General features: G+C 62.5%; 20 protein-coding genes. 14 read left to right on the forward strand and 6 right to left on the reverse strand.

Features of this window, described 5'->3' with window-relative positions:
* Positions 1–122 precede the first annotated feature (122 nt).
* From P0Y65_01915 to P0Y65_01935, 5 genes are all read left to right on the forward strand, one after another.
* A complete protein-coding gene (locus P0Y65_01915; GenBank protein ID WEK05032.1) occupies positions 123–1,304 on the forward strand; it encodes an efflux RND transporter periplasmic adaptor subunit in 1,182 nt (393 codons plus the stop codon).
* A complete protein-coding gene (locus P0Y65_01920; GenBank protein ID WEK05033.1) occupies positions 1,301–3,250 on the forward strand; it encodes a MacB family efflux pump subunit in 1,950 nt (649 codons plus the stop codon). The genes P0Y65_01915 and P0Y65_01920 overlap by 4 nt, the downstream gene beginning before the upstream one ends.
* Before the next feature lie 293 nt (positions 3,251–3,543).
* The gene (locus tag P0Y65_01925) at positions 3,544–5,391 is read left to right on the forward strand and encodes an autotransporter assembly complex protein TamA (GenBank protein WEK05034.1); all 1,848 of its coding nucleotides are present in this window, start codon (positions 3,544–3,546) and stop codon (positions 5,389–5,391) included.
* Positions 5,391–9,722 (forward strand): translocation/assembly module TamB domain-containing protein, encoded by a 4,332-nt coding sequence (locus P0Y65_01930; GenBank protein ID WEK05035.1) that lies wholly within the window; start codon positions 5,391–5,393, stop codon positions 9,720–9,722. Before P0Y65_01925 ends, P0Y65_01930 begins: the two co-directional genes overlap by 1 nt.
* 55 nt (positions 9,723–9,777) lie before the next feature.
* Positions 9,778–10,380 (forward strand): class I SAM-dependent methyltransferase, encoded by a 603-nt coding sequence (locus P0Y65_01935; GenBank protein ID WEK05036.1) that lies wholly within the window; start codon positions 9,778–9,780, stop codon positions 10,378–10,380.
* 21 nt (positions 10,381–10,401) lie between these two features.
* On the opposite strand, the gene P0Y65_01940 is transcribed toward P0Y65_01935, so the two are convergent.
* Genes P0Y65_01940 through P0Y65_01965 form a run of 6 tightly spaced genes read right to left on the reverse strand, consistent with a single transcriptional unit; the run spans position 10,402 to position 16,910 of the window.
* Entirely contained in the window at positions 10,402–12,252 is a 1,851-nt protein-coding gene (locus P0Y65_01940; GenBank protein WEK05037.1) for an extracellular solute-binding protein, read from the reverse strand.
* 36 nt (positions 12,253–12,288) lie between these two features.
* Positions 12,289–13,896: an ABC transporter ATP-binding protein gene (locus P0Y65_01945; GenBank protein ID WEK05038.1), complete on the reverse strand. Its 1,608-nt coding sequence runs from the start codon at positions 13,894–13,896 to the stop codon at positions 12,289–12,291.
* Complete coding sequence (locus P0Y65_01950) at positions 13,893–14,381, reverse strand: PIN domain-containing protein (protein ID WEK05039.1); 489 nt, start codon at positions 14,379–14,381, stop codon at positions 13,893–13,895. Before P0Y65_01950 ends, P0Y65_01945 begins: the two co-directional genes overlap by 4 nt.
* Positions 14,382–14,639, reverse strand: coding sequence for a hypothetical protein (locus P0Y65_01955; GenBank protein ID WEK05040.1), 258 nt, complete (start codon positions 14,637–14,639; stop codon positions 14,382–14,384).
* 34 nt (positions 14,640–14,673) lie between these two features.
* Positions 14,674–15,816: an ABC transporter permease gene (locus P0Y65_01960; protein ID WEK05041.1), complete on the reverse strand. Its 1,143-nt coding sequence runs from the start codon at positions 15,814–15,816 to the stop codon at positions 14,674–14,676.
* Positions 15,813–16,910 (reverse strand): microcin C ABC transporter permease YejB, encoded by a 1,098-nt coding sequence (locus P0Y65_01965; protein WEK05042.1) that lies wholly within the window; start codon positions 16,908–16,910, stop codon positions 15,813–15,815. Before P0Y65_01965 ends, P0Y65_01960 begins: the two co-directional genes overlap by 4 nt.
* 190 nt (positions 16,911–17,100) lie before the next feature.
* Here P0Y65_01965 and P0Y65_01970 point away from each other — a divergent pair, with 190 nt between their 5' ends.
* From P0Y65_01970 to P0Y65_02010, 9 genes are all read left to right on the forward strand, one after another.
* Positions 17,101–17,334 carry a hypothetical protein gene (locus P0Y65_01970; protein ID WEK05043.1) on the forward strand — a complete coding sequence of 78 codons (234 nt, stop codon included), beginning with the start codon at positions 17,101–17,103 and terminating at the stop codon, positions 17,332–17,334.
* A 120-nt stretch (positions 17,335–17,454) separates the two neighbouring features.
* Positions 17,455–18,081: an AprI/Inh family metalloprotease inhibitor gene (locus P0Y65_01975; GenBank protein WEK05044.1), complete on the forward strand. Its 627-nt coding sequence runs from the start codon at positions 17,455–17,457 to the stop codon at positions 18,079–18,081.
* A 239-nt stretch (positions 18,082–18,320) separates the two neighbouring features.
* A complete protein-coding gene (gene zapE, locus P0Y65_01980) occupies positions 18,321–19,469 on the forward strand; it encodes a cell division protein ZapE (protein WEK05045.1) in 1,149 nt (382 codons plus the stop codon).
* 142 nt (positions 19,470–19,611) lie between these two features.
* Complete coding sequence (gene mdh, locus P0Y65_01985) at positions 19,612–20,574, forward strand: malate dehydrogenase (protein WEK05046.1); 963 nt, start codon at positions 19,612–19,614, stop codon at positions 20,572–20,574.
* A gap of 150 nt (positions 20,575–20,724) precedes the next feature.
* Complete coding sequence (gene sucC / locus P0Y65_01990) at positions 20,725–21,918, forward strand: ADP-forming succinate--CoA ligase subunit beta (GenBank protein WEK05047.1); 1,194 nt, start codon at positions 20,725–20,727, stop codon at positions 21,916–21,918.
* Between the two features lie 4 nt (positions 21,919–21,922).
* Positions 21,923–22,453, forward strand: a complete 531-nt coding sequence (locus tag P0Y65_01995; protein ID WEK05048.1) for a hypothetical protein — start codon at positions 21,923–21,925, stop codon at positions 22,451–22,453.
* Positions 22,453–22,650 (forward strand): hypothetical protein, encoded by a 198-nt coding sequence (locus P0Y65_02000; protein ID WEK05049.1) that lies wholly within the window; start codon positions 22,453–22,455, stop codon positions 22,648–22,650. The genes P0Y65_01995 and P0Y65_02000 overlap by 1 nt, the downstream gene beginning before the upstream one ends.
* A complete protein-coding gene (sucD, locus tag P0Y65_02005; GenBank protein WEK05050.1) occupies positions 22,651–23,559 on the forward strand; it encodes a succinate--CoA ligase subunit alpha in 909 nt (302 codons plus the stop codon).
* Positions 23,560–23,791: 232 nt separating this feature from the next.
* Positions 23,792–26,797: a 2-oxoglutarate dehydrogenase E1 component gene (locus P0Y65_02010; protein ID WEK05051.1), complete on the forward strand. Its 3,006-nt coding sequence runs from the start codon at positions 23,792–23,794 to the stop codon at positions 26,795–26,797.
* Positions 26,798–26,799: the final 2 nt, after the last annotated feature.

Raw genomic sequence — 26,799 nt, forward strand, 5'->3', positions numbered from 1 at the left:
CAACCTTACGCAATGGTAATCGAGAATTACCAAGTCCTAAGGTGAAGCTGTGGCTTATAGGAGGTAGATTGCAGCCGTCATAATGCAGGAATTTGAGCTTGAAGACGTTTGCGAGATGGGCCTTGGCCCTCATTGTTGCCGCGGGCGCCGGTGGTGGTGCCTGGTGGTATTTCATGGTGCAGCCGGAAGCGGCGACAGTGCCCAATACGGTGACGGTCGGGCGCGGTGATATCGAGCAGACCGTGCTGGCTTCGGGCGTGCTGCAGGCCAATTCGCTGGTGGCGGTGGGCGCGGAAGTGTCGGGCCGGATCAAGGCCGTGCATGTCAACCTGGGCCAGGAAGTGAAGGCGGGGGACCTCCTGGTCGAACTCGATAGCCTCGACCAGGAAAATGCGATCAAGACGGCGCAGGCGGAACTGCTCGGGCTAGAGGCGCAGAAGCGTTATCAGGAGGCGGTGCTGGCAACAGCAGAAGCCGCACTGTTGCGCAACCAGCAGCTCAGCACCAATCGGCTGGTATCGCAGACCGATCTCGAAACGGCGCAGGCCGCCGTCGATGCCGCCAAGGCGCAGATCGACCAGCTGGCGGCACAGGTTACCCAAGCCGACCTCAGCGTCGAAGCGGCCGAGCTCAATCTGTCTCGGACCAGGATCACGGCGCCCAGCGCCGGTACGATCGTCGCCATGCTGGTCGAGGTGGGTCAGACCGTCAGTGCCAACCAGAGCGTGCCGACTATCGCCAAGATCGCCAATCTCGACACGATGGTGATCAAGGCCGAGATTTCGGAGGCCGATGTGGTCCGTGTCGCGGCAGGGCAACGCGCCTATTTCACCATCCTGGGCGAGCCGGATGTGCAGATCGACGCGACCCTGCGCGAGGTTGAGCCGGCGCCGACCTCGATCAGTTCGGATGATACGACGGCGGACGAGGCGATCTATTACAACGGGCTATTCGACGTGCCCAATCCCGACCACAAGCTGCGCATTTCGATGACGGCGCAGGTGACCATCGTACTCGACGAGGCCGAAGATGCGCTGGTGCTGTCATCAAGCCTCGTGACGCGCAAGGATCCGGACGGCAATGTCATGGTGATGGTCTATGACCCGGCAACGGAGCATGTCGAGCCGCGGCGCATCACGGTGGGACTGAACAACAATATCATGGCAGAGATCACCAGCGGGCTTGAAGAGGGCGATGAGGTGATCAGCGGCGGTGCTGCGACGAGGCCCGCCGCGGCGAGCGGCAATCGAGCTGGTGGCCCACCGGGCGGCATGGGCATGATGATGGGCGGGCCGCCGCGGTGAGCGATCCAATCATCTCGCTGCGCAAGCTGACGCGGCAATTTCAGACCGGCGCCGAGACCGTGACAGTGCTGCGGGATGTCGATCTCGACATCCATCAGGGCGAGCTGGTGGCCATCATCGGGCAGTCAGGCTCGGGCAAGTCGACGCTGATGAATGTGCTGGGCTGCCTCGATCGGGCGAGCTCGGGGACCTATCAATTCGGCGGCCGCGACGTGGGCAAGCTGGGCGCCGATGCCCTGGCGGAGCTGCGGCGCGAGCATTTCGGCTTCATCTTTCAGCGCTATCAATTGCTGGCTGATCTTGACGCGGTGGAGAATGTCGAGATGCCGGCGATCTATGCCGGCGTCGATGCAAAGGCGCGGCGCGCGCGGGCGATCAGCCTGTTGACGCGGCTGGGCCTAGGCGACCGGCTGGATCACAAGCCCAATGCACTGTCTGGCGGTCAGCAGCAGCGTGTTAGCGTGGCGCGGGCGCTGATGAATGGCGGCGAAGTGATCCTGGCTGACGAGCCGACCGGCGCGCTCGACAGCAAGAGCGGCAAGGAGCTGATGGCGCTGCTGCACGAGCTGCATGGCGATGGCCATACGATCATCATCGTCACCCACGACCCCAATATCGCGGCACAGGCCGAGCGGGTGATCGAGATTTCCGATGGCGTGATCATCGGCGATACGCGACGGGACGATGCATCACGAAAGAGCCGTTCGAAAGAGACTATCCGCCGGATCGCGCGCTGGCGCGAGGGATTTGATCGCGGGGTCGAGGCGCTGCGCATGGCCCTGCGGGCCATGGTGGCGCACAAGCTGCGCACCTTCCTCACCATGCTGGGCATCATCATCGGCATTGCCTCGGTGGTCAGCGTCGTGGCGCTGGGGCAGGGCAGCCAGGAGACGGTGCTGCAGAATATTTCCTCGATCGGCACCAATACGATCAATGTCTATCCCGGTTCGGGCTTCGGCGATCGGCGCAGCAGCCGTGTCGAGACACTGTTGCCGACGGATGCCGAGGCCTTGGCGAGCCAGCCCTATGCCGACAGCATTTCGCCGCAAGTGTCGGCCAGCGCCACGGTGCTGTTCCGCAATACCTCATCCAACGCGACGGTCACGGGGGTTGGCGAGGGGTATTTCCAGGTCAATGGCCGGACCTTCGACGAAGGCGTGGGGTTCAACCAGACCAGCGTCACGCAGCGGACCCAGGAAGCCGTGATCGACCAGAATGCCGCCGATGCCTTCTTCATCAATGGCGAGGCGCCAATCGGGCAGGTGATCCTTCTGGGCAATGTGCCGGTGCGTGTCATCGGCGTCGTCGCCAATGTCTCGGGCTTCGGGCCGGGCGGCAATAGCGCCAATGTCTATGTGCCCTATACGACGGCGATGGATCGGATCCTGGGTCAATCCTTCCTCAGCCAGATCGCCATCCGGGTCAGCGACGACTACTCGATGAGCCAGGCGGAGGCCGATATCACCGAGCTGCTGACGCGGCTGCATGGCGGCACGCAGGATTTTTTCCTCCAGAACACGGCCACGATCCGCGAGACGATCGAATCGACCTCGGCGACGCTGACGTTGCTGATCTCGACCATTGCGGTGATCTCGCTGGTGGTGGGCGGTATCGGGGTGATGAACATCATGCTGGTCAGCGTCTCCGAACGCACCAAGGAGATCGGCATCCGCATGGCGGTGGGGGCGCGGCGCGGCGATATCCTGCGGCAATTCCTGATCGAGGCGGTGCTGGTCTGCTTTGTCGGCGGCGCCTTGGGCGTGGCGCTGAGCTTTGCCCTGGGGAGCCTGCTTACCACTCTGATGAGTGGCGCCAAGGTCGCCTACTCGTTGGAATCCATGGTGCTGGCGATTGTTTCCGCCAGTGTCATCGGGGTGGTGTTCGGCTTCATGCCGGCGCGGTCGGCGGCGCGGCTTGACCCTGTGGAGGCGCTGGCACGGGAATAAAACCTGTGTGCCCCATCGGCCACGATCTCCCTGTCAATTTGGAACAAATTCTACGCGACGGTTGTTTCCTGCCCCGGGGTGGCCCTAAACTCGCCATGAAATGACCGCCTGTTGGAGGGGCTGTCAGGTCAGCGCATTGGGGTCGAAGGTGCTTAACTGAATCTTCTCTCCCCTGGGGCAACTTGCTTTGAGCCTATTGGTTTGAAGTTTAACGGGCGGGAATTGGTCCACTGCATATCGCGCGTCTGGTAACGAGTATTGGCGCTTTGTGCGTTGCCCTGGCCGGTGTCGGCATGGCGACCGCACCCGCTGCCGCGTTTGAAATTTTCGGGCTGAAGTTCTTCGAGGATGAAGACGATGCCGATGCGGTGATCGCCGATCCGCAGCCCTATACGGTGACAGCCACCGTCAATGCGACGGGCAATCTGGAATCGGTCGTGCGCAATGCCTCGGCGCTGATTGCCGACGAGAGCGAACCGGCATCCGGCGCAGCAGGGCTCCTCGCCAAGGCGCGGGGCGATTATCGCCGTATCGTCGCCGCGCTCTATAACGAAGGCTATTATGGCGGTGCGGTTTCGATCCGCGTCGCCGGCACGGAAGCGTCGAACCTGGCGCCAGACGTCAACCTGCCCGATCCGGTGGATGTCGCAATCGTGGTCGATCCGGGCCCGGAATTCCGTTTCAATCGCGTCGATATCGTCAATCAGGCGCCGGCAACCGATGATCCCTGGGACCAGGTCGACCTGCCGGTCGATGCCGGCTTTGCCATTGGCGACGTCGCCAGATCCTCGGTGATCCTGCGCGCGGAAACGCTGGCGCTCGAAGCCTGGCGGCAGCAGGGCTATGCCAAGGCCGTGGTGGTCAGCCGCGACGTGGTGGCCGACCATGCGAGCAACCTGGTGGATGTCACCATCACCGTCAATCCAGGCATCAAGGCGGCGTTTGGCGATGTGACCGTCTCGGGCACGGAGCGGATGAATCCGGACTTCGTGCGCCAGCAGACCGGGCTCACGGTTGGCGAGGAATATGATCCCGACGAAATCGAGCTGGCGCAGAAGCGCCTTGATCGTCTCGAAGTGTTCCGCGCGGCGCGGCTCGAGGCTGCCGATGCGATCGGTGTCGATGGCTTGCTGCCCTATCAGCTGATCGTCCAGGAATTGCCGGGTCGCCGCTTCGGTGCGGGCGCCAGTTTCTCCACCGTCGATGGGTTGGGGGTGGAAGGCTATCACCTGTGGCGCAACCTCTTCGGCCAGGCCGAGCGGCTGCGTCTCGATGCGCGCGTGTCAAGCATCGGCTTTCCGATCGAGACCGAAGAATTCGACTATATGTTCGGCGGCACGTTCACCAAGCCGGGCCTGTTCACGCCCGATACCGATCTCGTCGCCTCGATCCTGGGCGAGCGCAATGTCTATGACACCTATATGGAAACCTCGGGTTCGGCGCGGGTTGGCCTGACGCATTACCTGTCGGACCAGATCACGCTCGAAGGCGGCACCAAGTTCGAGATCAACCGTTTCGAGGACGTTTTCGGAACGCGCGATTTCCAGACGTTGAGCCTTTATGGCGACGCCATTCTCGATTTCCGCAATGACAAGGTCAATGCCACCCAGGGCTGGTATGCCGCGGCCCATCTCGAGCCCTTCTACGAGCTCAACTACGGCAATATGGGCGCGCAGCTGACCGTCGAGGGCCGCACCTATTTTGGCTTTGGCGAAGATGATCCTTTCGTTCTGGCGGGGCGGCTGAAGGCCGGTGCCGTGCTGGGGCCGGACCTGTCGGAAATTCCGCCTGACATCCTGTTCTTTGCCGGCGGTGGCGGCTCGGTGCGCGGCTATGGCTTCAAGTCGATCGGCGTCGATGATGGTTCGGGTGTGGTCACCGGCGGGCGTTATCTCGTCGAAGGCTCGCTCGAGGCGCGGGCCAAGGTGACCAGCGACATCGGTGTCGTGGGCTTCATCGATGCCGGCTATGTTGCGGCCGACCGGTTCCCCTCGATCGATGAATTGCAGATCGGCGCCGGCGTTGGCGTGCGCTACTATACTGGCCTCGGCCCGCTGCGGCTGGACGTGGCCCTGCCGGTCAACAAGCGTGACGGTGATCCAGACTACGCGATCTACGTCGGCATAGGGCAGGCATTCTGATGGCTTTTTCGTTCTTGCGGCGCCTCGTTGCCGTTGCCCTCCTGTCGCTCGGTCTCGCTGCGCCCGCCGTGGCGCAGGACGTGACGCAAGTGCTGACGATGAACAACGAGGAGCAGAAGGACTGGCTGACCAGCTTCGTGCAGGATCGCCTGTCGACGCCGGAACGGACCATCCGCCTCTCCAATATCGACGGCGCGCTGGGTTCCAATGTCTCGATCCGCGAGATCACCATTTCGGACGCCGAGGGCGTCTGGCTGCGCGTGACGAACGCCTCGCTGACCTGGAACCAGGCGGCGCTGTTCCTGGGGCGTCTGGAGGTGCAGTCGCTCAAGGCCGATTCCATCGACTATATCCGCAATGCCGTGCCGGTCGAAGGCGCGGTGGACCTGCCGCCGGCCGAAGCCGGCTCGTTCCAGGTGCCCGAATTTCCGGTGGCAATTATCCTCAAGGAACTCAGCGTTCCGACGGTGACCTTCGGAGATAACGTTTTCGGCCTCGGTTCAGAGATTTCGCTGACTGGTGCGCTGACGCTCGAAGGCGGCAATCTCACCACCAACCTCGATATCGTCCGTCTCGACGGGCCCGGTGGCACGCTGGGGCTCGATGTCGCCTATACCAAGGCTGACAACAATATCGACCTGGGCCTGTCGCTGGTCGAACCCGAGAATGGGTTGATCGCCAACCTGCTCAATATCGACGGTCGTCCGGCAGTTACCCTGAACCTCAATGGCAGCGGCGCAGTCACTGACCTACGCACCGAGCTGGAGCTGCAGGCCAATGGACAGACGGCGCTGTCGGGTGTGGCGACGATCAACCAGCAGGCCGACGGCATTGCCATCAATGCCGATCTGCGGGGCCCGCTGGCGACGCTGATCGCCGAACCCTATCGTCCCTTCTTTGGCGCCGAGACGGCGCTGACCGCCAGTGCTTTGGTGCGCTCGGAAGGCGGGATTTCCATTTCCGGCCTGCGTCTTTCGGGCGGGCAATTGTCTCTCGAAGCGGCCGTCGATACGACGGCGGATAATTTCCTGCGTCGGCTGACCCTCAATGCGGTGGTGGCCGATGCGGCTGGTGGTCCGGTAACGCTGCCGGTAGCCGGCAATGCCACCAAGGTCGGTTCGGCGCAGCTGGCCGTGTCCTTCGGCGAGACGGGCGAAGACTGGTCGACCACGCTCAATGTGACCGGTTTCGAGACCGATGGCTTTGCCGCGGAAACGCTGGCGTTGAACCTGGGCGGCGTGGCGGCCAATCTCAGCGACCCGGCGACGCGGCGGGTGACCTTCAATGGCGACGGCACGCTGAGCGGCATTTCGGGCTCGGAAGAGATCGAGGTGGCGCTGGGCGATGGCATTGGCCTCGGGATTGCGGGCCTGTGGAATGCCGGCGAACCAGTGCAGCTGGCCGAATTCCGCATCGAAGGCGCAGCACTGACGGCAGCGCTGACCGGCGAGCTTGATGGGTTGGACTTCAACGGCAATGTCGGGGTGGAAACCTCGAGCATTGCGCCCTTCTCGGGAATTGCCGGGCGCGAGCTCAATGGTGGGCTGTCGCTCAATGCGACAGGTTCGATCATGCCGCTGAGCGGCGGCTTCGACCTGACGCTGGATGGTACGGGTAACAACCTGCAGATTGACGATCAGCTCGCTGACGGACTGCTGGCCGGGACCGTGCAATTGTCGGGTCGCGTGGCGCGCACCGAGGCCGGTCTTGCGGCCGAGCAGTTCCGCATCACCAATCCGCAGGTGCAGATTCTCGCCGATGGGACCTATTCCTCGGCGCTGGCCGATTTTGCCTTCGACCTGTCGCTGAGCGACATTGCGCTGCTCTCCGAACAGGCGAGCGGACCGCTGACCGTCAAGGGCACGGCCAAGGGCACGGCGGAGGCCGGGATCGATCTGGTGCTCGATGCCGATGTGCCGCAAGGCTCGCTGGCCGAGCGTAATCTGGTTGGCGCGACGCTGGGCTTTGACGGGCGCTATGTCGGGGACCAGCTCGATGGCACTATCTCCGGGCAGGCGATGCTCGATGGTTTCCGCACCAGTCTGGCCGCCGATGTCAGCGTGACGCCCAGCGTTCAGGCGCTGGCCGATCTTGATTTCCAGGCGGCGGGCACGCGGATCAGCGGCGGGTTGAGCCGCGAGACGCTGACCGGGATGATCACCGGCGGGCTGTCGCTGGTGTCGCCCGATGTCTCCGTGCCGGCAGCGCTGGCGCTGCTGGAGGCCACGGGTTCGGTCAATGCCGAAATCAACCTGGCGCCGGCTGATGGCAAGCAGGGCGCAAGCCTGCGCGGCGATGTCAGCGATCTTCTGGTCAATGACATTCGCGTCGGTGCGGCCGATATCAGTGCGACGATCGGTGATCTCTTCGGCGTGCCGGTGGTGGATGGCACGGCCAATGCCAGCAATATTTCTGCTGCGGGCGTCGATGTCACGACGTTGACGGCGCGGGCCAATCAGAATGGCACGACGACCTCTTTCGATGCGCAGGCGGCCCTCGCCACTGGCACCGATGTCGACATTGCCGGTTCGCTGGCGCCGGTCGAGGGCGGCTATCGGCTGGCGCTCGATCGCGCGGCGCTGCAGCAGGGCCAGCTCTCGGCCCGGCTGGCGCAGCCGACCGTGCTGCAGGTGGCAGGCTCCAGCGTGTCGCTGGACGCGGTACGATTCGACGTGGGTTCGGGCTCGATCACGGCCAGCGGCTCGGCAGGCGAGGCGCTCAATCTTCGGCTCGACGTTAGTGCACTGCCGCTGTCGATCGCCAATACGGTGGCGCCTGACCTGGACCTCGGCGGTACGCTCAACGGCAGGGTCACCATCGGAGGCACGGGCAGCGATCCGCAGGTGAGTTTTGAAGCTCAGGTCGCCAGTGTCAATGCGGCGGCGATCAGCAGCTTCGGCATTGCCCCGCTCTCGGCAGCGACGGCCGGTTCCTTCCGCGATGGCGTGGTGACGCTGTCCTCGCTCTCGGCAAATGGTTCGGGTGGCCTCACGATTTCGGGTTCGGGTCGCATTCCCCTCGAAGGCAATGGGCTGAACCTGGCGCTGACTGGTTCGGCACCCCTGGCGCTGGGCAATCAGTTTGTCGCCGATCGCGGCGGCCAGCTGAGCGGCACGGTCAATATCAATGCGCAGGTGACGGGCAGTCTGTCGTCGCCGCAGTTCGGTGGTCGCGTCTCGACCGCCGGCGCCGGCTATGTCGATCCCGAACTCAATGCCCGGCTGCAGGGCATCACCGGTTCGGCGAGCCTTAATGGCACCAGTCTCTCCATCGACAACCTGTCGGCAGAGCTTTCCACGGGCGGTTCGATTTCGGCTTCGGGCACGGTGGGCCTCTCGGGTGGCTTGCCGGCCGATATCCGCGTGGCGCTCAATTCTGCGCGCTATGCCGATGGCAATCTCTTCGTCGCCACGGCCTCGGGCAATCTGGCGCTGACCGGCAATCTCACCGGTTCGCCGCTGCTCAGCGGCGATGTGCTGGTGGAAGAGGCCAATATCACCGTGCCAGAAAGCTTTGGCGGCGGGGCACAACTGATCGACGTCAACCATGTGCGCACGCCGATTGCTGTCGAACAGACGCTGCAGCGGGCCAAGATCGACGATCGCTCCGGCGCGCCGATCCCGCAGACGCGCCCGGCGGGCGTGCTGCTCGACGTCAATGTCAACGCGCCCAACCAGATCTTCATTCGCGGCCGTGGGCTCGATGCGGAAGTGGGTGGTTCGGTGCGGCTGACGGGACCGATCAACAATATCCAGCCGGTCGGTGGGTTCGATCTCAACCGTGGGCGACTGGCTATCCTTGGCCAGCGCATCACCTTCGAAAGCGGCAGCGTGACGCTGGTCGGTGATCTTGATCCCTTCCTCGATTTCGTCGCGCGCACCGAGGGCGAGGATGTCACGGTCTTCGTGACCGTGTCAGGACGTGCCTCGGACATCGATGTCAGCTTCACCTCAAGCCCGGCCCTGCCGCAGGACGAGGTGTTGAGCCGGCTGATCTTCAACCGCTCGATGGGCGAGCTGTCGCCGCTGCAACTGGCAAAGCTCGCCGGTGCGGCTGCCGAGCTGGTCGGTGGCGGAAACGGTCTTGTCGATGGCTTGCGCGGCGCAGCTGGTCTGGCCGATCTTGATGTCGTGACCGACGATCAGGGCAATGTCGGCGTGCAGGCTGGCACCTATATCCAGGACAATGTCTATCTGGGTGTGCAGGCCGGTGCCAATGGCCAGAGCAAGGTGACCATCAACCTCGACGTGACCGATGATTTCAAGGTCACGGGCGCGGCGGGGCAGGATGGCGATTCCAGCCTCGGCGTATTCTACGAGAAGGATTACTAGGTGCTGCCCGATCCGGTTTGCCGCTCGGGAGCGCGCAAGTCATTGAGGAAGATGCATGGATTTCTGGGACGAAAAGTTCAGCACGACCGACTATGTCTTCGGCGAGGGCCCCAATGCCTTTCTGGCCCGGCAGGCGGACCGGCTCAGAGGCTATGGAAATGCCCTGGCTGTCGCGGACGGCGAGGGCCGCAATGGCGTCTGGCTGGCGGAGCAGGGGCTCGATGTGCTGTCGGTGGATGCGTCGTCGGTTGGCCTTGCCAAGGCCGATGACCTGGCGAAGCGCCGCGGCGTAACCCTCACCACGAGACTGGTCGATATCGGGCGCTACGACTGGCCCGCGGCCAGCTTCGATGTTGTCGCCGCCATCTTCGTCCAGTTCGCTCCGCCGGCGATGCGAGATGCCATGTTTGCCGGCATGATGCAGACGCTCAAGCCCGGTGGCCTGCTGCTGCTCGAAGGCTATACGCCACGCCAGCTCGACTTCGGCACCGGCGGGCCAAAGCAGCTTGACCAGCTCTACACAGAGGAATTGCTGCGCGAGAAATTTGCCGCGCTGGAGATCGTTGAGCTCGCTGCCTATGAGGCGGAGCTGGAGGAAGGCTCACGCCATATCGGGACTTCGGCGCTGATCGACCTGGTGGCCAGGAAAAGGGGCTGAGGTTACCCTCAGCCCCTGGTTCTACTGGCTTGCGCCACCAGTCTTGGCGGCTTTTTCGGCGTCCCACCACCAGAGCGTGGGGAAGCCGGACGAGAATTCGGGCAAGTTTTCCGGGCGGCTGAAGCGGTCCCAGCGGGCGGTGCGGGAATTGCGCAGCGTATAGCTGGGGATGATGTAGTGATTGGCCAGCAGCACGCGGTCGAGTGCCTTGGTCACGGCCTCCTGGGTGTCGCGGTCGTCGGCGACCACCAGCAGGTCGATCAGGCTGTCGATCGCTGGATTGGCGATGCCGGCATAGTTCTGGCTGCCATCCTGGGTGGCCGAGCCGGAGCCGAAGAAGAACCGCTGTTCATTGCCCGGCGACCAGGACTGGGCCCAGCCGGCATAGATCACGTCATAGTCGAAGCTGCGCGAGCGGTTGATGAACTGCGGGCTGTCGACAGTGCGGATGGTGGCAGCGACGCCGATCTGGCTAAGATTGGTGACGAGATTCTGCGCCACGGCCTCGATGGTGGGGCCATTGAGCAGGATTTCGATAGTCAGCTGCTGGCCATTTACATCGACCAGTTGATTGCCATTGAGTGTGTAGCCGGCCTCGGTCAAGAGGCCCAGGGCGGTGCGCAGGTTGTTGCGCAGCTCGGTCGGCGAGCCGCTGACCGGATTGGTATATTGCTCGGTAAAGACCGCGGGAGGGACCTGGTCCTTGACGGTTTCCAGTACTTCGAGCTCTTCGCCCTCCGGCAGGCCCGAAGAGCGGAAGGGCAGGCCGAAGAAATAGCTGTCGATGCGCTCATACTGGTTGAAGAACAGCGTATTGCTCAACTCCTCGAAATCGAAAGCGTAGTTGAGCGCTTCGCGCACCAGTGGATCCTGGAATTTCTCGCGGCGCAGATTGGGGATGAAGCCCATCATCAGGCCCGAGCCGGCATAGTCCTGGGGGAATTCTTCCTTGATGACACGGCCGTCGGTGACGGCCGGGAAGTCATAGGCGGTGGCCCAGCGACGGGCCTGGTTTTCCATCCAGAAGTCGAACTGGTCACCCTTGAAGGCTTCGAACTGCACGGTCAGGTCGAGGAAATATTCGGTGCGGTACTCGTCGAAATTGTTCTGTCCGACATTGGTCGGGTGGTCTGCGCCCCAGAAATCCTCGACGCGCTTGTAGGTGATGGTGCGGCCGGCGTCGAAGCTTTCCAGCTCATAAGGGCCAGAGCCCATCGGCGCTTCGAGCGTGGATTCGCCGATATTGCGCGTCTTGCCCTTGGCATCCTCACCCTCCCACCAGTGCTGGGGAAAGACCTGGAGCTGGCCCAGGATCAGCGGCAATTCGCGATTGCCCTTCTGGTCGAAGGTGAAGGTCACCTCGCCGGGGGCGGTGACTTCGGCCTTGGTGATGTTGATGTAATACTGCTGCCGATCGGGATTGAGTTCGATCGTCTTCTCGAAGCTCCAGACCACGTCCTCGGCGGTCACCGGCTCGCCATCGTGCCATCTGGCATCGGGGTTGACGCGGAAGGTCACCGAGCCATAGTCGTCGCCGATCCTGAGCTCGCTGGCGAGTTGCCCGTAATAGACGCTCTGCTCGTCGAGCGAAGGCGTCAGCAGCGTCTCGTAGACCAGGCCAAGGCCGGCCGCGGCATCGCCCTTGGGCAGGATGGGATTGAAGGTATCAAAACCGCCCAGCGCGCCCAGCCGCACGATGCCGCCCTTGGGAGCATCGACATTGACATAGTCGAAATGGGTGAAGTCGGCGCCGTATTTGGGCTGGCCCTCCATGGCGAAGGCGTGGACCCACTGACCGGGGGCCGTCTGGGCCATGGCGGGGACTGCGGTAGAGAGGGCCAGGGCAGCGGCAAGGAGGGATGCCAATTTCATCGGACGGCTCCGGGATTTTGATTTTATGACAACAAATTAGATCATTTCGGCGGCATCGGCCACGGCCACGTCGAAGGCTGCCGCCATCAGCGCTTTGGTATAGTCCGATTGCGGCGCGGCGAAGATGTCGCTGGCGGCGCCCTGTTCGACGATCTTGCCGTGGCGCATGACGATGAGCTGGTTGGCCAGGGCGCGGACAACCTTGAGGTCGTGCGAGATAAAGAGATAGGTGAGGCCACGCTTCTGCTGAATGGCACGCAGCAGGTCGACGACCTGGGCCTGGATGGAAACGTCGAGCGCCGAGGTCGGTTCGTCGAGCACGACGAATTGCGGCTCGAGCACCATGGCGCGGGCGATGGCGATGCGCTGGCGCTGGCCGCCGGAGAATTCATGCGGATAGCGGAAGCGGCTTTCCGGGGGCAAGCCGACTTCCTCCAGTGCCGTGATGACACGGGCATCGCGTTCCCTGGCGCCGATCTGCGGCGCGTGGACGGCGAGGCCCTCGCCGATGATGTCGGCTACGGCCATGCGCGGGCTGAGCGAGCCGAAGGGGTCCTGGAAGACAATCTGCATGTCCTTGCGCAGCGGGCGCATGGCTTTCCAGGATCGCGACTGCACTTCGTTGCCAAGGACGACGATCCTGCCATCGGACGGGATGAGCCGGAGGAGGGCATAGCCCAGCGTCGACTTGCCCGAACCGCTTTCGCCGACGACGCCCAGGGTTTCGCCGCGACGGATGGAAAGATCGACGCCATCGACAGCGCGGATATGGCCGACGGTGCGGCGCAGCAGGCCGCGCTTGATCGGGAACCAGACCTTGAGGTCCGCCACATCGACGATGCTGGGGGCCGCGGGATCGGTCGCCGGCGGCGTGCCGCGCGGCTCGGCGGCCAGCAGGTGCCTGGTATAGGCGTGCTGCGGATTGGCGAACAAAGGCGCGACGGCGCCAGTCTCGACAATCTCGCCCTTGGTCATGACGCAGACGCGGTCGGCGATCTTTTTGACGACGCCCAGGTCATGGGTAATGAAGAGCATGGCCATGCCGAGGCGCTGCTGGAGTTCCTTGAGCAGGGTCAGGATCTGAGCCTGTACCGTGACATCGAGCGCCGTGGTCGGCTCGTCGGCGATCAGCAGGTCCGGCTCATTGGCCAGCGCCATGGCGATCATGACGCGCTGCCGCTGCCCGCCGGACAGCTGGTGGGGAAAGGCGCCGAGCCTGCTGGCGGGGTCGGGAATGCCCACGGCATCGAGCAGCTCAAGCGTGCGCTTGCGCGCGGCCGTGGCGCGCAATCCGCGGTGCATGGCCAGAATTTCCCCGATCTGCTTTTCCACCGTATGGACCGGATTGAGCGAGCTCATCGGCTCCTGGAAGATCATGGAAATGTCATTGCCGCGCACGGCGCGCAATTCCTGCGGCGCGGCGGTGACGAGGTCCTGTCCCTTGAAGAGGATTTGCCCGGAGAGCCTCGCGGTGCTGGGCAGGAGCTTCAGCACTGAGAGCGCCGTCACCGACTTGCCGGAACCGCTTTCCCCGACCAGCGCCATGGTTTCACCCGGCGCGATATCGAAGGAAATATTCCGCACGGCTGGATTGGCGCCAAAGGCTATGGAGAGGTCGCGGAAGGAGAGGAGGGGCGTGGTCATGACGCAAGTGCTGCCGTCAAGTCGCGTACGGTTTCGAGTGTCATCTTCAACCCCTGCACCTCTCCGGTTGCCAGCTCGGGATAGGGGCTTTCGCCAAAACTGAAGTTCTGCGCCAGAGCCGTATCGCCCGTCAGGATCGATTCGCATCCCAGCTGCAGTGCTGTCGCCGCATGAATGGCATCTGGTAATTTCAAACGATATCGGCTGCGTAGCAAGGCAGCGCCCAGAAGTATGGTCCGATCGACCTCTCCCACTCTCAGCCAATCGCTGGGCTCCAGCAGTCTTTCATATCGAATGCGCAAACGCCGATCATGATCCCGCAACGGATGAACGAGGATTTCCGCCAGGGTCAACTCACTGGTTGCAAATACCGGTGCATTGCCATGTCGGATTTCCAGCAGGTCGATCAGCGCAGTGGTCAGCTCGTGTCCGCCTTCCCAGGCGCGAATGAAAACGTTGGTATCGGCATAAACCAGGGATGGCACTCAGTCGTCCCACTCGTCTCGAAGGGCGCGGATGCGGGCGACGGCCTCTTCGGTCGAGACGGTCTTGCCCTTTGCTTCATTCTCGCGTTGCATTTGCCGCATCAGGGCGATGGCGTCTGCATGCGGAAGCGGACCGCGCTCGTCCAGTTCCGCACTGGCTTCGCTGACGACTGTCACGGAATCCACGCCCCGAAATTGGAGGCGCAAATCCTCGGGCAGGTTCTCGACCGGATAGTGTTCGCGCACGATCTTGTTCATCTCGGCACTCCTTCTGCCCGTATCCTATCACGTTTCATGCCAGCGTCTTCCTGGGGTCGAAAGCGTCGCGGACGGCTTCGCCGATGAAGACGAGGAGGGTCATGATGATGGCGATGGCGAAAAAGCCGGTGAAGCCGAGCCAGGGGGCCTGGAGATTGTCCTTGCCCTGAACCAGCAGGTCACCCAGCGAAGGTGTGCCGGTCTGCAGGCCGAGGCCGAAGATGTCGAGCGAGGTCAGTGTCACCACCGAGCCGGAGAGGATGAAGGGCATGAAGGTGAGGGTGGCCACCATGGCATTGGGTAGGAGATGGCGGAACATGATGGTGAGATTGGAGACGCCGAGCGCACGGGCGGCGGTGACATATTCGAAATTGCGGCCGCGCAGGAATTCGGCGCGCACGATGCCGACCAGCGACACCCAGGAGAAGAGCAGCAGGATGCCGAGCAGCACCCAGAAGCTGGGGGCGATGACGCTGGAGATGATCAGCAGCAGGTAGAGCGTGGGGACGGAGGTCCAGATTTCGATGAGGCGCTGCGCGATGAGGTCGAGCCAGCCGCCGAAATAGCCCTGCACGGCGCCGGCAAAAAGGCCGATGACCGAGGAGAGGATGGTAAGGGTAAAGCCGAAGAGGATGGAGATGCGGATGCCATAGAGCAGGCGCGACAGCACGTCATAGGCTTCGCCGTCGGTGCCCAGCCAGTGGTAATTGCCCCAGTGGCAAGCGGGGTCGGCGACGCCCTCGGGGTAGCGTTCGCAGATCTGGTCGCGGCTCATCATCCAGCTTGGCGGGGTGGCGCCGGAGCCGGGCTGGTAGCCGTCCACCGTGCCATAGCCCCAGCGGATCGGCGGCCAGACCGTCCAGCCATTGGCCTCGATCTCGTCGGCGATGAAGCTGTCGCGGTAGTTGGTGACGGCCAGGAAGCCGCCGAACTTGCTCTCGGGGTAGTTGACGAAGGCCGGGAACAGCAGTTCGCCCTTGTAGGAGGCGACCAGCGGGCGGTCATTGGCGATAAATTCGGAGCCAAGCGTCACGAGGAAGATGGCGAGGAAAATCCACAGCGACCAGTAACCGCGGCGATTTGCGCGGAAGTTCTGCAGCCGGCGCCTGTTCAGCGGGCTGAGATTGCCATTGCGCGGGGCCTCGATCACTGCGGCCTGGGTGGTCATCTCGGTCATACTTCGCGGCTCTCGAAATCAAGCCGCGGATCGACCCACATATAGGCCAGGTCCGAGACCAGCGAGATGACGAGGCCGAGCAGGCTGAAGATATAGAGCGTGGCAAAGACCACGGGATAATCGCGATTGGCCACGGACTGGAAACCGAGCAGGCCGAGGCCATCGAGCGAGAAAATCGTCTCGATCAGCAGCGAGCCGCCGAAGAAGGCGCCGATGAAGGCGCCGGGGAAGCTGGCGATGATCAGCATCATGGCGTTGCGGAAGACGTGGCCGTAGAGCACCTGGCGTTCCGTCAGCCCCTTGGCCCGCGCCGTGGTGACATATTGCTTGCCGATCTCGTCGATGAAGGAGTTCTTGGTGAGAAGGGTCGTGGTGGCGAAGGCGCCGAGCCCCATGGCGATGATGGGCAGGACGAGGTGCCAGAAATAGTCGAGCAGCTGGCGCCACCAGGGGAAGCTGTTGAAGCCGGGCGAGGTCAGGCCACGCAGCGGGAAGAGGGACCAGAAGCTGCCACCGGCAAAGAGGATGACCAGCGCAATGGCGATGAGGAAGCCGGGAATGGCATAGCCCATGATGACCAGGGTCGAGGTCCAGACGTCGAATCGGGAACCGTCGGACACGGCCTTTTTGATGCCGAGGGGAATCGAAATGCCATAGGCGATCAGCGTCATCCAGAGCCCCAATGATATGGAGACCGGCATTTTTTCGAGGATCAGGTCGATAACCGAAATATCGCGATAATAGCTGTCGCCGAAATCGAAGCGCAGGTAGTTCCACAGCATCATGCCGAAACGTTCGAGCGGCGGCTTGTCGAAGCCGAACTGCTTTTCGATTCGTGCCACCAGTTCGGGCGATAGGCCCTGGCTGCCTCGATAGGCGGAACTGTTGCCGCCCTGGCCGGGCTGGGCGGCGAAATCGCCGGCTTCCGAGCCGGTGACGCGCGAGGTCAGCGAATTGTTCTGGCCCGAGATATTGGCCAGCGCTTGTTCGACGGGGCCGCCGGGGGCAAACTGGGTGATGATGAAGGATATCGCCATGATGCCGAAAATGGTCGGTATCATCAGCAGCAGGCGGCGGAATATATAGGCGCCCATTGCGGCTCCGGCGGCAGTTTGTTGAACGAAGCTAAGCGCTTGGCCATGGTCATCGGCAAATCACCATGCGGTGAGACGCCGAGGGCGGAGTGCAACACTTCGATGACGGATTGGCAATGGATTAATCGTGAGCGCCCTTGCCCGTGCCGGCTTTGGCGGTCAGGATCGCTGATAACAAGAGGAGTGCCCCATGGCCTATCAGATCATTGCCCAAGCCAAGACCGAGTCCATGGCGCGGGCCCTGATCGTGGCGCTGCGCGCCTATGGTTTTCATCCGCTGGAGCAGGGTGAGGGCGGGTTGCCGGGCGTGCCGAATCTGTTCGGCCCAGACGGCGTGCCGGTGCAGGTGCCCGAAGAAGAAGCCGAGGATGCAACTGTTCTGGCACAAGATCTGTTGAAGGAAATGGCCACTTCCGGCGCATAACGGCCATATTGCAATGTGCTGTTACTGACGCGGGCCGGGCTGTTGAATGGAGCGCTGGCATTGGCTATAAGCCAGCCAGGCGGTTAACCTTTTTGAAAGCCCTAGGGCAGGAGCGAACCCATGACGGTTTGGATGCGCGGATCCTCCGCGATTGGCGTGGCGGCAATCGCCGTTCTGCTGGCAGCGTGCCAGTCGACCGGTTCCAATACGGCCAATCTCAATACGATTGGTGCCCCGTCGCAGTTGCAGCCGGTACAGAGTTCAAGCGTGCAGCAGGGCACGCTGCCGGCCATCGGCGCGACCGGTACGCCGGCACCAGGGCTTTCGGGCCAGCCCGTCCTCGGCGGCGTCAATACGCAGACGGCGATGACCACGCCGGGCATGACCCAGCCGGGTGCGCCCGGTGCAGCACCCGCTGCTGGCGGCAATAGCTCCTTCGTGACGCTCAACCAGCCGATGGGCGGTGGCGTGAGCGCCGGTCCGGAAGGCGTGTGGAACGTGGTGGCCGGTGCCGCTACCTGCCGCATCAACCTGCCCATGACGGCCAAGACCGGCACCAGCTATTACCGCGCCTCGGCTCCGGGCTGCACCGTGCCGCAGATCGCTTCGGTCACCGGCTGGCAGCAGGTCGGCAGCCAGCTGCAGCTCTATGATGAAAACGGCAATATCGCTGCTTTCCTCGCGCCGAGCTCGGGCCGCTACATCGGCACCATCTCGGGTGGCCAGGCCATCTCGATGGCCCGCTAAGGTTTTCGGTGAAGCCGGCCTGCAAATGGCCGGCTTTCTTTTTGGTTGTATCGTGCCACGCCCTCGTGGTTCGAGGCTTTGCCATAGCAAAGCACCTCACCATGAGGGCTGTTGGTAAATCTCTTACTCAGTAGCCCTCATGGTGAGGTGGGAGCGCAGCGACCCTCGAACCACGAGGGCGTGGCACAGTTATCCTGCCCTTGACCTCAGGCCATTGTGCACGCATTGGATGCCGCGTCATGACATCCTCTTCCCAATCCTCCGGTCCCGTCACCGCCGCCTATGCCGATCTGGCGGGGCGGGGGACGCTTGTTGCCGATCCGGCGCAGCGCGAGGCGGCCGGGCGGCTCGATGCCGTGCTGGCGGGTCTTCTCGCCGAGCAGCCCAAGGGCTTTTTCGGGAAACTCTTCGACAAGCCGCAGCCGGTGCGCGGGCTCTATCTCTTTGGCGAGGTGGGTCGCGGCAAGACCATGCTGATGGACCTGTTCTTTGCTGCGGCGCCGTTCAGGCAGAAGCGGCGCGTGCATTTCCATGAATTCATGGACGAGATCCATGCCGGCATGGCCGCTTTCCGCAAGAGCGAGAAGGGGCGCGATGCCGATCCGGTCGAGGCCGTGGTCAAGCCGATCGTCCGCTCCGGCCTGCGCCTGCTGTGCCTCGATGAATTTCACGTGCATGACATCACCAATGCCATGCTGCTCTACCGGCTGTTCGAAAAGCTGTTCGCGCAGGGTGTGACGCTGGTGGCGACATCCAATGTGCTGCCCGATGACCTTTACAAGGACGGGCTCAACCGCCAACTCTTCCTGCCCTTCATCGCCTTGCTCAAGCAGCATTGCGAGGTCGCGAGCCTGCATGCCGAGCGCGATTATCGCCGCATGAAGTTTGCCGGCCAGCATGTCTATGCCTTCGGCACCGGTCCGGCGGTCAGGGCCGAGATGGATCGGCTGTGGCTGCGCATCACCGGCGGCGAGGCGGGGGCGCCGGGCGTGGTCGAAAGCATTGGCCGGGAAATCCCCGTGCCACTGGTCGCGATGGGGGCAGCCCGCTTCAACTTCGCCGATCTCTGCGAAAAGCCGCTGGGCTCGCGTGACTTCGTGCGCATCGCCCATCAGTTCGACTCGGTCATCATCGACGGCGTGCCGCAGATGGACCGAACGAAGTCGGACGCGGCCAAGCGGTTTATCCTGCTGATCGACAATCTCTACGATCGCGGCGTCAAGCTGGGCGCCAGCTTTGCTGCCCCGCTCGAGCAATTGGGCAAGGACGACCGCACGGCCTTCGAATTCCAGCGCACGATTTCGCGTCTCGATGAGATGCAGTCGGAGGAATATCTGGCCAAGGGATTGCGGGACTCTCCGTCGGAAGACGTCACCACCCCAGCCTGAAACGTTCCCGTGCCCATCCGGCACCACCCCTTCGCCCATCAGCAAGGCCATATTCGAGTTTAAGACGAAGGGTTCACTTGCCCCTCAAAGCTCGTAGGGTTAAGAACTGCGCCAATTCAACGCAGTGTCGGGATGAGGACTCATGGCGCGTAAAAAGATTGCCCTAATCGGTGCAGGACAGATCGGCGGAACGCTGGCTCTGTTGTCGGCGCAGAAGGAACTGGGCGATATCGTCCTGTTCGACGTGGTCGACGGCGTTGGTCCGGGCAAGGCGCTCGACATTGCCCAGTCCGCTCCGGCTCAGGGCCTTGCCGCTACCCTCAAGGGGACGTCCGAATACAAGGACATCGAAGGCGCCGATGTCGTCATCGTGACCGCCGGCGTGCCGCGCAAGCCGGGCATGAGCCGCGACGATCTGCTTGAAATCAACCTCAAGGTGATGGAGCAGGTGGGTGCGGGCATTGCCAAGTATGCGCCCAAGGCTTTCGTCATCTGCATCACCAACCCGCTCGACGCCATGGTCTGGGCGCTGCAGAAGTTCTCCGGCCTGCCCGCCAACAAGGTGATCGGCATGGCCGGCGTGCTGGACAGCTCGCGCTTCATCCATTTCATCGCCGAAGAGCTGGGCGTTTCGACCGAGGACGTGACCGCCTTCGTGCTGGGCGGCCATGGCGACACCATGGTGCCGCTGACCCGCTATTCCACCGTTGCCGGCATCCCGCTGACCGACGTGGTCAAGATGGGCTGGATCTCCAAGGAAAAGCTCGACGAGATCGTGCAGCGCACCCGCGATGGTGGCGCCGAGATCGTTGGCCTGCTCAAGACCGGCTCGGCCTTCTATGCGCCTGCCGCTTCCGCCATTGCCATGGCCGAGAGCTATCTCAAGGACAAGAAGCGCGTCATGCCTGCCGCTGCCTATCTCGATGGCCAGTATGGCGTGAAGGGCACCTATGTCGGCGTGCCGGTCGTCATCGGCGCCGGTGGTGCGGAAAAGGTCGTCGAAATCTCGCTCAATTCTTCCGAGCAAAAAGCCTTCGACAAATCGGTCGGTGCCGTTGAAGGCCTGATCGAGGCCTGCAAGAAAATCGCGCCGAAACTGGCGTAAATTGTCCCAGATCAACCCCGCATCGCTGCGGGGTTGGTCATTTCTGGTGAGGCTTCTCGCCTCGCCGGGAATGACGCAGAGGATCGAACCCGTTATACGGTCGCTTGAGATTTCTCCCGGCACCGTCCTGCCCATCCAAGGGGATTAGACATGAACATCCATGAACATCAGGCCAAAGAACTGCTGAAGGGCTATGGCGCACCGGTTGCTGCCGGCGTCGCGATCTTCTCGGCAGACGAGGCAGAAGCTGCTGCCAAGTCGCTGCCGGGCCCGCTCTATGTGGTCAAGAGCCAGATCCATGCCGGCGGTCGCGGCAAGGGCAAGTTCAAGGAACTCGGTCCCGATGCCAAGGGCGGTGTGCGCCTGGCCAAGACCATCGATGACGTGGTCGCCTTCTCCAAGGAAATGCTGGGCAATACGCTGGTGACCAAGCAGACCGGCGATGCCGGCAAGCAGGTCAATCGCCTCTATATCGAAGATGGCGCCGACATTGCCCGCGAGCTCTATACCTCGCTGCTGGTCGATCGCACGACCGGTCGCGTGTCCTTTGTCATCTCGACCGAAGGCGGCATGGACATCGAGGCCGTGGCGCATGACACCCCGGAAAAGATCATTGCCGTCGATATCGACCCGACCACGGGCGTGACCGAAGCCAATGTCGCCGAGATCGTTGCGGCCCTCCAGCTCGATGGCGATGCCAAGGCTGACGCGGCCAAGCTGTTCCCGATCCTTTACAAGGCCTTCACTGAAACCGACATGAGCCTGTTGGAAGTGAACCCGCTGATCGTGATGACCGACGGTCACCTGCGCGTGCTCGACGCCAAGGTGAGCTTCGACAACAACGCCTCCTTCCGCCACGACGAGCTCAAGCCGCTGCGCGACCTCTCGGAAGAAGACGCCAAGGAAATCGAAGCATCCAAATTCGACCTGGCCTACGTCGCCCTCGACGGCAATATCGGCTGCATGGTCAATGGCGCGGGTCTTGCCATGTCCACCATGGACATCATCAAGCTCTATGGCGCCGAGCCGGCAAACTTCCTCGACGTTGGTGGCGGCGCCTCCAAGGAGAAGGTAACGGCTGCGTTCAAGATCATCACGGCCGATCCGGCTGTCGAAGGGATCCTGGTCAACATCTTCGGCGGCATCATGCGCTGCGACGTCATTGCCGAGGGCGTGATCGCCGCGGTCAAGGAAGTCGGCCTCAAGGTGCCGCTGGTGGTTCGCCTCGAAGGCACCAATGTCAAGGAAGGCAAGGCCATCCTCGACAATTCGGGCCTCGATGTGATCTCGGCCGATGACCTGGACGACGCTGCCCAGAAGATTGTGAAGGCCGTGCAGGGCTAAGGCGATGCGCGCCGGCCTGGCTGTCATTGCCGCGCTTGCCCTCTGCGTCACGCCAGCCATGGCGCAGGGCAAGGCCAAGACTCCGCCACAGGCGGGGTCGCTGGCTGCGCTCGAAGTCTGCGCGCTGTTCGCCGGCGGCAATGCCGATGCCGAGACGCTTGCGACGGAAATGGGTTGGGATGTGAGCCCGGGCGATCCTGAATCGCTTTGGGTTGAATCTACCAATTTCTACAAGCAGGTTCCCGGCCTTGGTTATGCCGAGGGCTTCGTGCTGATGGAGACCTATCCCGACGCCGACTTCGGCTATTGCCGGATCGATGTCACGGAAGCCGAAGGCGAGGCCGATGTGGCGCTGATCGAAGACCTGCCCGAGTGGCATGGCGAGATCCGCAACAAGGGCGCCGGCACCTATGGCTCGTGGATGAGCCAGGACTATGGCGGGCAGCGCCTGCTGCTGTCGCATGAGGACGAATATGGCTTCGTGCTGCAGCTTACCGTGATCCGGCCCAAGCCCGGTGAAGGGGAGGCGGGCTGATGGGTGAGATCATCGTCACCTGGGCACCTCTCGTGCTCATTGTCATCGCCGTCGCCATCACCGGGCGCATGTCGGTGAAAAGCTATTCGAACCACGTCGCGCGCGTGGAGGAAATCAACAAGGATCTCGTTGTCATGACCCAGGAAATGGTCGCCGAGCTCCGAGCAATCAAACAACTCCTGAAGGACCAGAAGTAGATGTCGATCCTCGTCAACAGAGACACCAAGGTTCTCGTCCAGGGCCTCACCGGCAAGACTGGCACGTTCCACACCGAACAGGCGCTGGCCTATTACGGCACCAAGATGGTGGGTGGCGTGAACCCCAAGAAGGCCGGCGAAACCTGGACCTCGGGCGTGGATGGCTCGGCTTCGCTCCCGGTCTTTGCCACGGTTGCCGAAGGCCGCGAAAAGACCGGCGCCAATGCCTCGGTCATCTATGTGCCGCCTCCGGGTGCCGCCGCTGCCATCGAAGAAGCGATCGACGCGGAAATTCCGCTGATCGTCTGTATCACCGAAGGCGTGCCGGTTCTCGACATGGTCCGCGTCAAGGCCAAGCTCGAAAAGTCCAAGTCGCGCCTGATCGGCCCGAACTGCCCGGGCGTGCTGACGCCGGAAGAATGCAAGATCGGCATCATGCCGGGTTCGATCTTCTCGAAGGGTTCGGTGGGCATTGTTTCCCGCTCGGGCACGCTTACCTATGAAGCAGTGTTCCAGACCACCAATGAAGGCCTGGGCCAGACCACGGCCGTCGGCATCGGTGGTGATCCGGTCAAGGGCACCGAGTTCATCGACATGCTCGAAATGTTCCTCGCTGACGAAGCCACCAAGTCGATCATCATGATCGGCGAAATCGGCGGTTCTGCCGAGGAAGACGCCGCCCAGTTCCTGATCGACGAAGCTAAGCGCGGCCGCAAGAAGCCGATGGCCGGCTTTATCGCTGGTCGTACCGCTCCGGCGGGTCGCACCATGGGCCATGCTGGTGCCGTAATTTCAGGCGGTAAGGGCGGTGCCGAAGAAAAGATCGCGGCCATGGAAGCTGCCGGCATCAAGGTGTCGAGTTCCCCGGCCCGTATCGGTCGTACTCTTGCCGAAGTGCTCAAGGGCTAATAGTACGACTAATGTCGGTCGCGCTTCGGACATAGAAGGGTGTTAGGCCTTGCTAAGTCCGTGGCGGGAAACACAATCAAGTGAGCAGCGGCGCCAAAGGGCGCCGCAAGTCTTAACAAGATACAAAGGAAATGTGGTCAGTATTCCCGAAATTTTCTGACCGCACTTGAGGCCAGCGCGGCGCTGGTCCGTTGAGAAGGATGGCGGGGCGTGGGCCTCGCGACAAAAAGCGATGACACGACAGGAAAAGAACGACACGTTCTTGCTGACTTCGTTCCTCTATGGGGGGAACGCCGACTATATCGAACAGCTTTATTCCCGCTACAAGACCGATCCGCAGAGTGTCGATGACACCTGGAAGAGCTTCTTTTCCAAGCTCGACGACGGTGAAGGTGTCGCCCAAAAGAATGCCGAGGGCCCGAGCTGGGGCCGCAAGGACTGGCCGCAGAGCGCCAATGGTGATCTGGTCAGTGCGCTGGACGGCAATTGGGGCGAAATCGCCGTTAAGACCGAGAAGGCCATCGCCAAGAAGGCCGAGGCCATGGGCGTTGCCAAGAGCAGCGTAGCCGATGTGCTGCAGGCGACGCGCGACAGCATCCGCGCCATCATGATGATCCGTGCCTATCGCATGCGCGGGCATCTGCATGCCGATCTCGATCCGCTCAAGATGAAGGAAGACGAGCCGGCGCCGGAGCTCGATCCCAAGAGCTATGGCTTCACCGAGGCCGATTACACCCGCAAGATCTTCGTCGATGGCTATCTGGGCCTCGAATATGCGACCCTGCCGGAAATGCTGGCCATCCTGCAGCGCACCTATTGCGGCACGATGGGCATCGAGTTCATGCATATCTCCGACCCCGAAGCCAAGCAGTGGATCCAGGAGCGCATCGAAGGTCCGGACAAGGAAATTTCCTTCACCGCCGAAGGCAAGAAGGCGATCCTCTCCAAGCTGATCGAGGCCGAAGGCTTCGAGAAGTTCATCGACGTCAAATATACCGGCACCAAGCGCTTCGGCCTTGATGGCGGTGAATCCACCATTCCGGCGCTCGAGCAGATCATCAAGCGCGGCGGCGCGCTGGGCATTAAGGATATCGTGCTGGGCATGGCCCACCGCGGTCGCCTGAACGTTCTGACCCAGGTCATGCAAAAGCCGCACCGCGCCCTGTTCCACGAGTTCAAGGGTGGCGCCTTCTATCCCGACGACGTCGAGGGCTCGGGCGATGTGAAGTACCACCTGGGTGCTTCCTCCGACCGCGACTTCGACGGCAACAAGGTCCACCTGTCGCTGACGGCCAACCCATCGCATCTCGAGATCGTCGATCCCGTCGTGCTCGGCAAGTCGCGCGCCAAGCAGGACCAGCACATTTCGCCCGACGGCAAGCTGGTCAATATCGCCACCGATGGCAAGCCGGACCGCTCCATGGTCCTGCCGCTCTTGATCCACGGCGATGCGGCCTTTGCCGGCCAGGGTGTGATCGCCGAATGCCTGGGCCTTTCGGGCCTCAAGGGGCATCGTACGGGTGGTTCGATCCACTTCGTGATCAACAACCAGATCGGCTTCACCACCTCGCCGATGTATTCGCGCTCGTCTCCATATCCGACCGATGTGGCCAAGATGATCGAGGCGCCGGTGTTCCATGTGAATGGTGACGATCCGGAAGCGGTGGTGTTTGCTGCCAAGGTGGCCGTCGAGTATCGCCAGAAGTTCGGCAAGCCTGTCGTCATCGACATGTTCTGCTATCGCCGCTTCGGCCACAACGAAGGCGACGAGCCAAGCTTCACCCAGCCGCTGATGTATTCCAAGATCCGTGCGCACAAGTCGACGCTGGAGCTCTATTCGGACAAGCTGGTCGCCGAGGGTCACCTGACCACGGCCGAAGTCGACCAGATGAAGGCCGATTGGCGCGCCAAGCTCGAAGGCGAATTCGAAGCCGGCCAGGATTATCGTCCGAACAAGGCCGATTGGCTCGATGGCGCCTGGAAAGACTTCAAGCCCGCCGACCAGGAAGGTCCGCGCCGTGGCGACACGGGCGTGGCGATCGACCAGTTGGCCAGGATCGGTACCGCACTGACGCGTATCCCCGAAGGCTTCAACGTCCACAAGACGGTCAAGCGCTTCATGGACAATCGCCTCGCGGCGATCGAGTCGGGCGAAGGCATTGACTGGGCAACCGCAGAAGCCCTGGCGTTCGGCACGCTGGTGACGGAAGGGAACCCGGTTCGTCTTTCGGGACAGGACGTCGAGCGTGGTACGTTCAGCCAGCGTCATTCGGTGCTCAACGACCAGCAGGTCGACAACAAGAGCTATACGCCGCTCAATAATCTCGACCCCGAGAACCAGGCTCGCTACGAAGTCATCAATTCGATGCTGTCGGAAGAAGCCGTGCTCGGCTTCGAATACGGCTATTCGCTCGCGGAACCGAAAGCGCTGACCATCTGGGAAGCCCAGTTCGGCGACTTCGTGAATGGTGCCCAGGTTGTCATCGACCAGTTCATCTCCTCGGGCGAGCGCAAGTGGTTCCGCATGTCGGGCCTCGTGATGCTTTTGCCGCATGGCTATGAAGGGCAGGGCCCGGAGCATTCCTCCGCGCGTCCCGAGCGCTTCCTCCAGCTCTGCGCCGAAGACAATATGCAGGTCGCCAACTGCACGACCCCGGCCAACTATTTCCATGCGCTGCGCCGCCAGGTTGAACGCGACTTCCGCAAGCCGCTGATCCTGATGACGCCCAAGAGCCTGCTGCGCCACAAGCGTGCCACCTCGGGTCTCGTCGAAATGGGTCCAGACTCCTGCTTCCATCGTCTGCTGTGGGACGATGCCGAAGCACCCGGCGCGCCCAAGACGACCACCAAGCTGGTGGCGGACGAAAAGGTCCGTCGCGTCGTGCTCTGCACCGGCAAGGTCTATTACGATCTGCTGGAAGATCGCGAGAAGAAGGGCATTGACGATGTCTATCTGCTGCGCATCGAACAGCTCTATCCGTTCCCGGCCAAGGCGCTGCTCGACATCCTGGGTCGTTTCCAGAATGCAGAGATCATCTGGTGCCAGGAAGAGCCCAAGAATATGGGTGCCTGGGCCTTCATTCAGCCCTATGTTGAATGGGTCTTCGACCAGATGGGCCGTACCGGTCAGCGCGTGCGCTACACCGGCCGTCCGGCCTCTGCCTCCACTGCAACGGGTCTGATGCGGACGCACCTTGCCCAGCTCCAAGCCTTCCTCGATGAAGCCCTCGGCCAATAAAG

The organism is Candidatus Devosia phytovorans, from assembly GCA_029202405.1.
Lineage (GTDB): Bacteria > Pseudomonadota > Alphaproteobacteria > Rhizobiales > Devosiaceae > Devosia > Devosia phytovorans.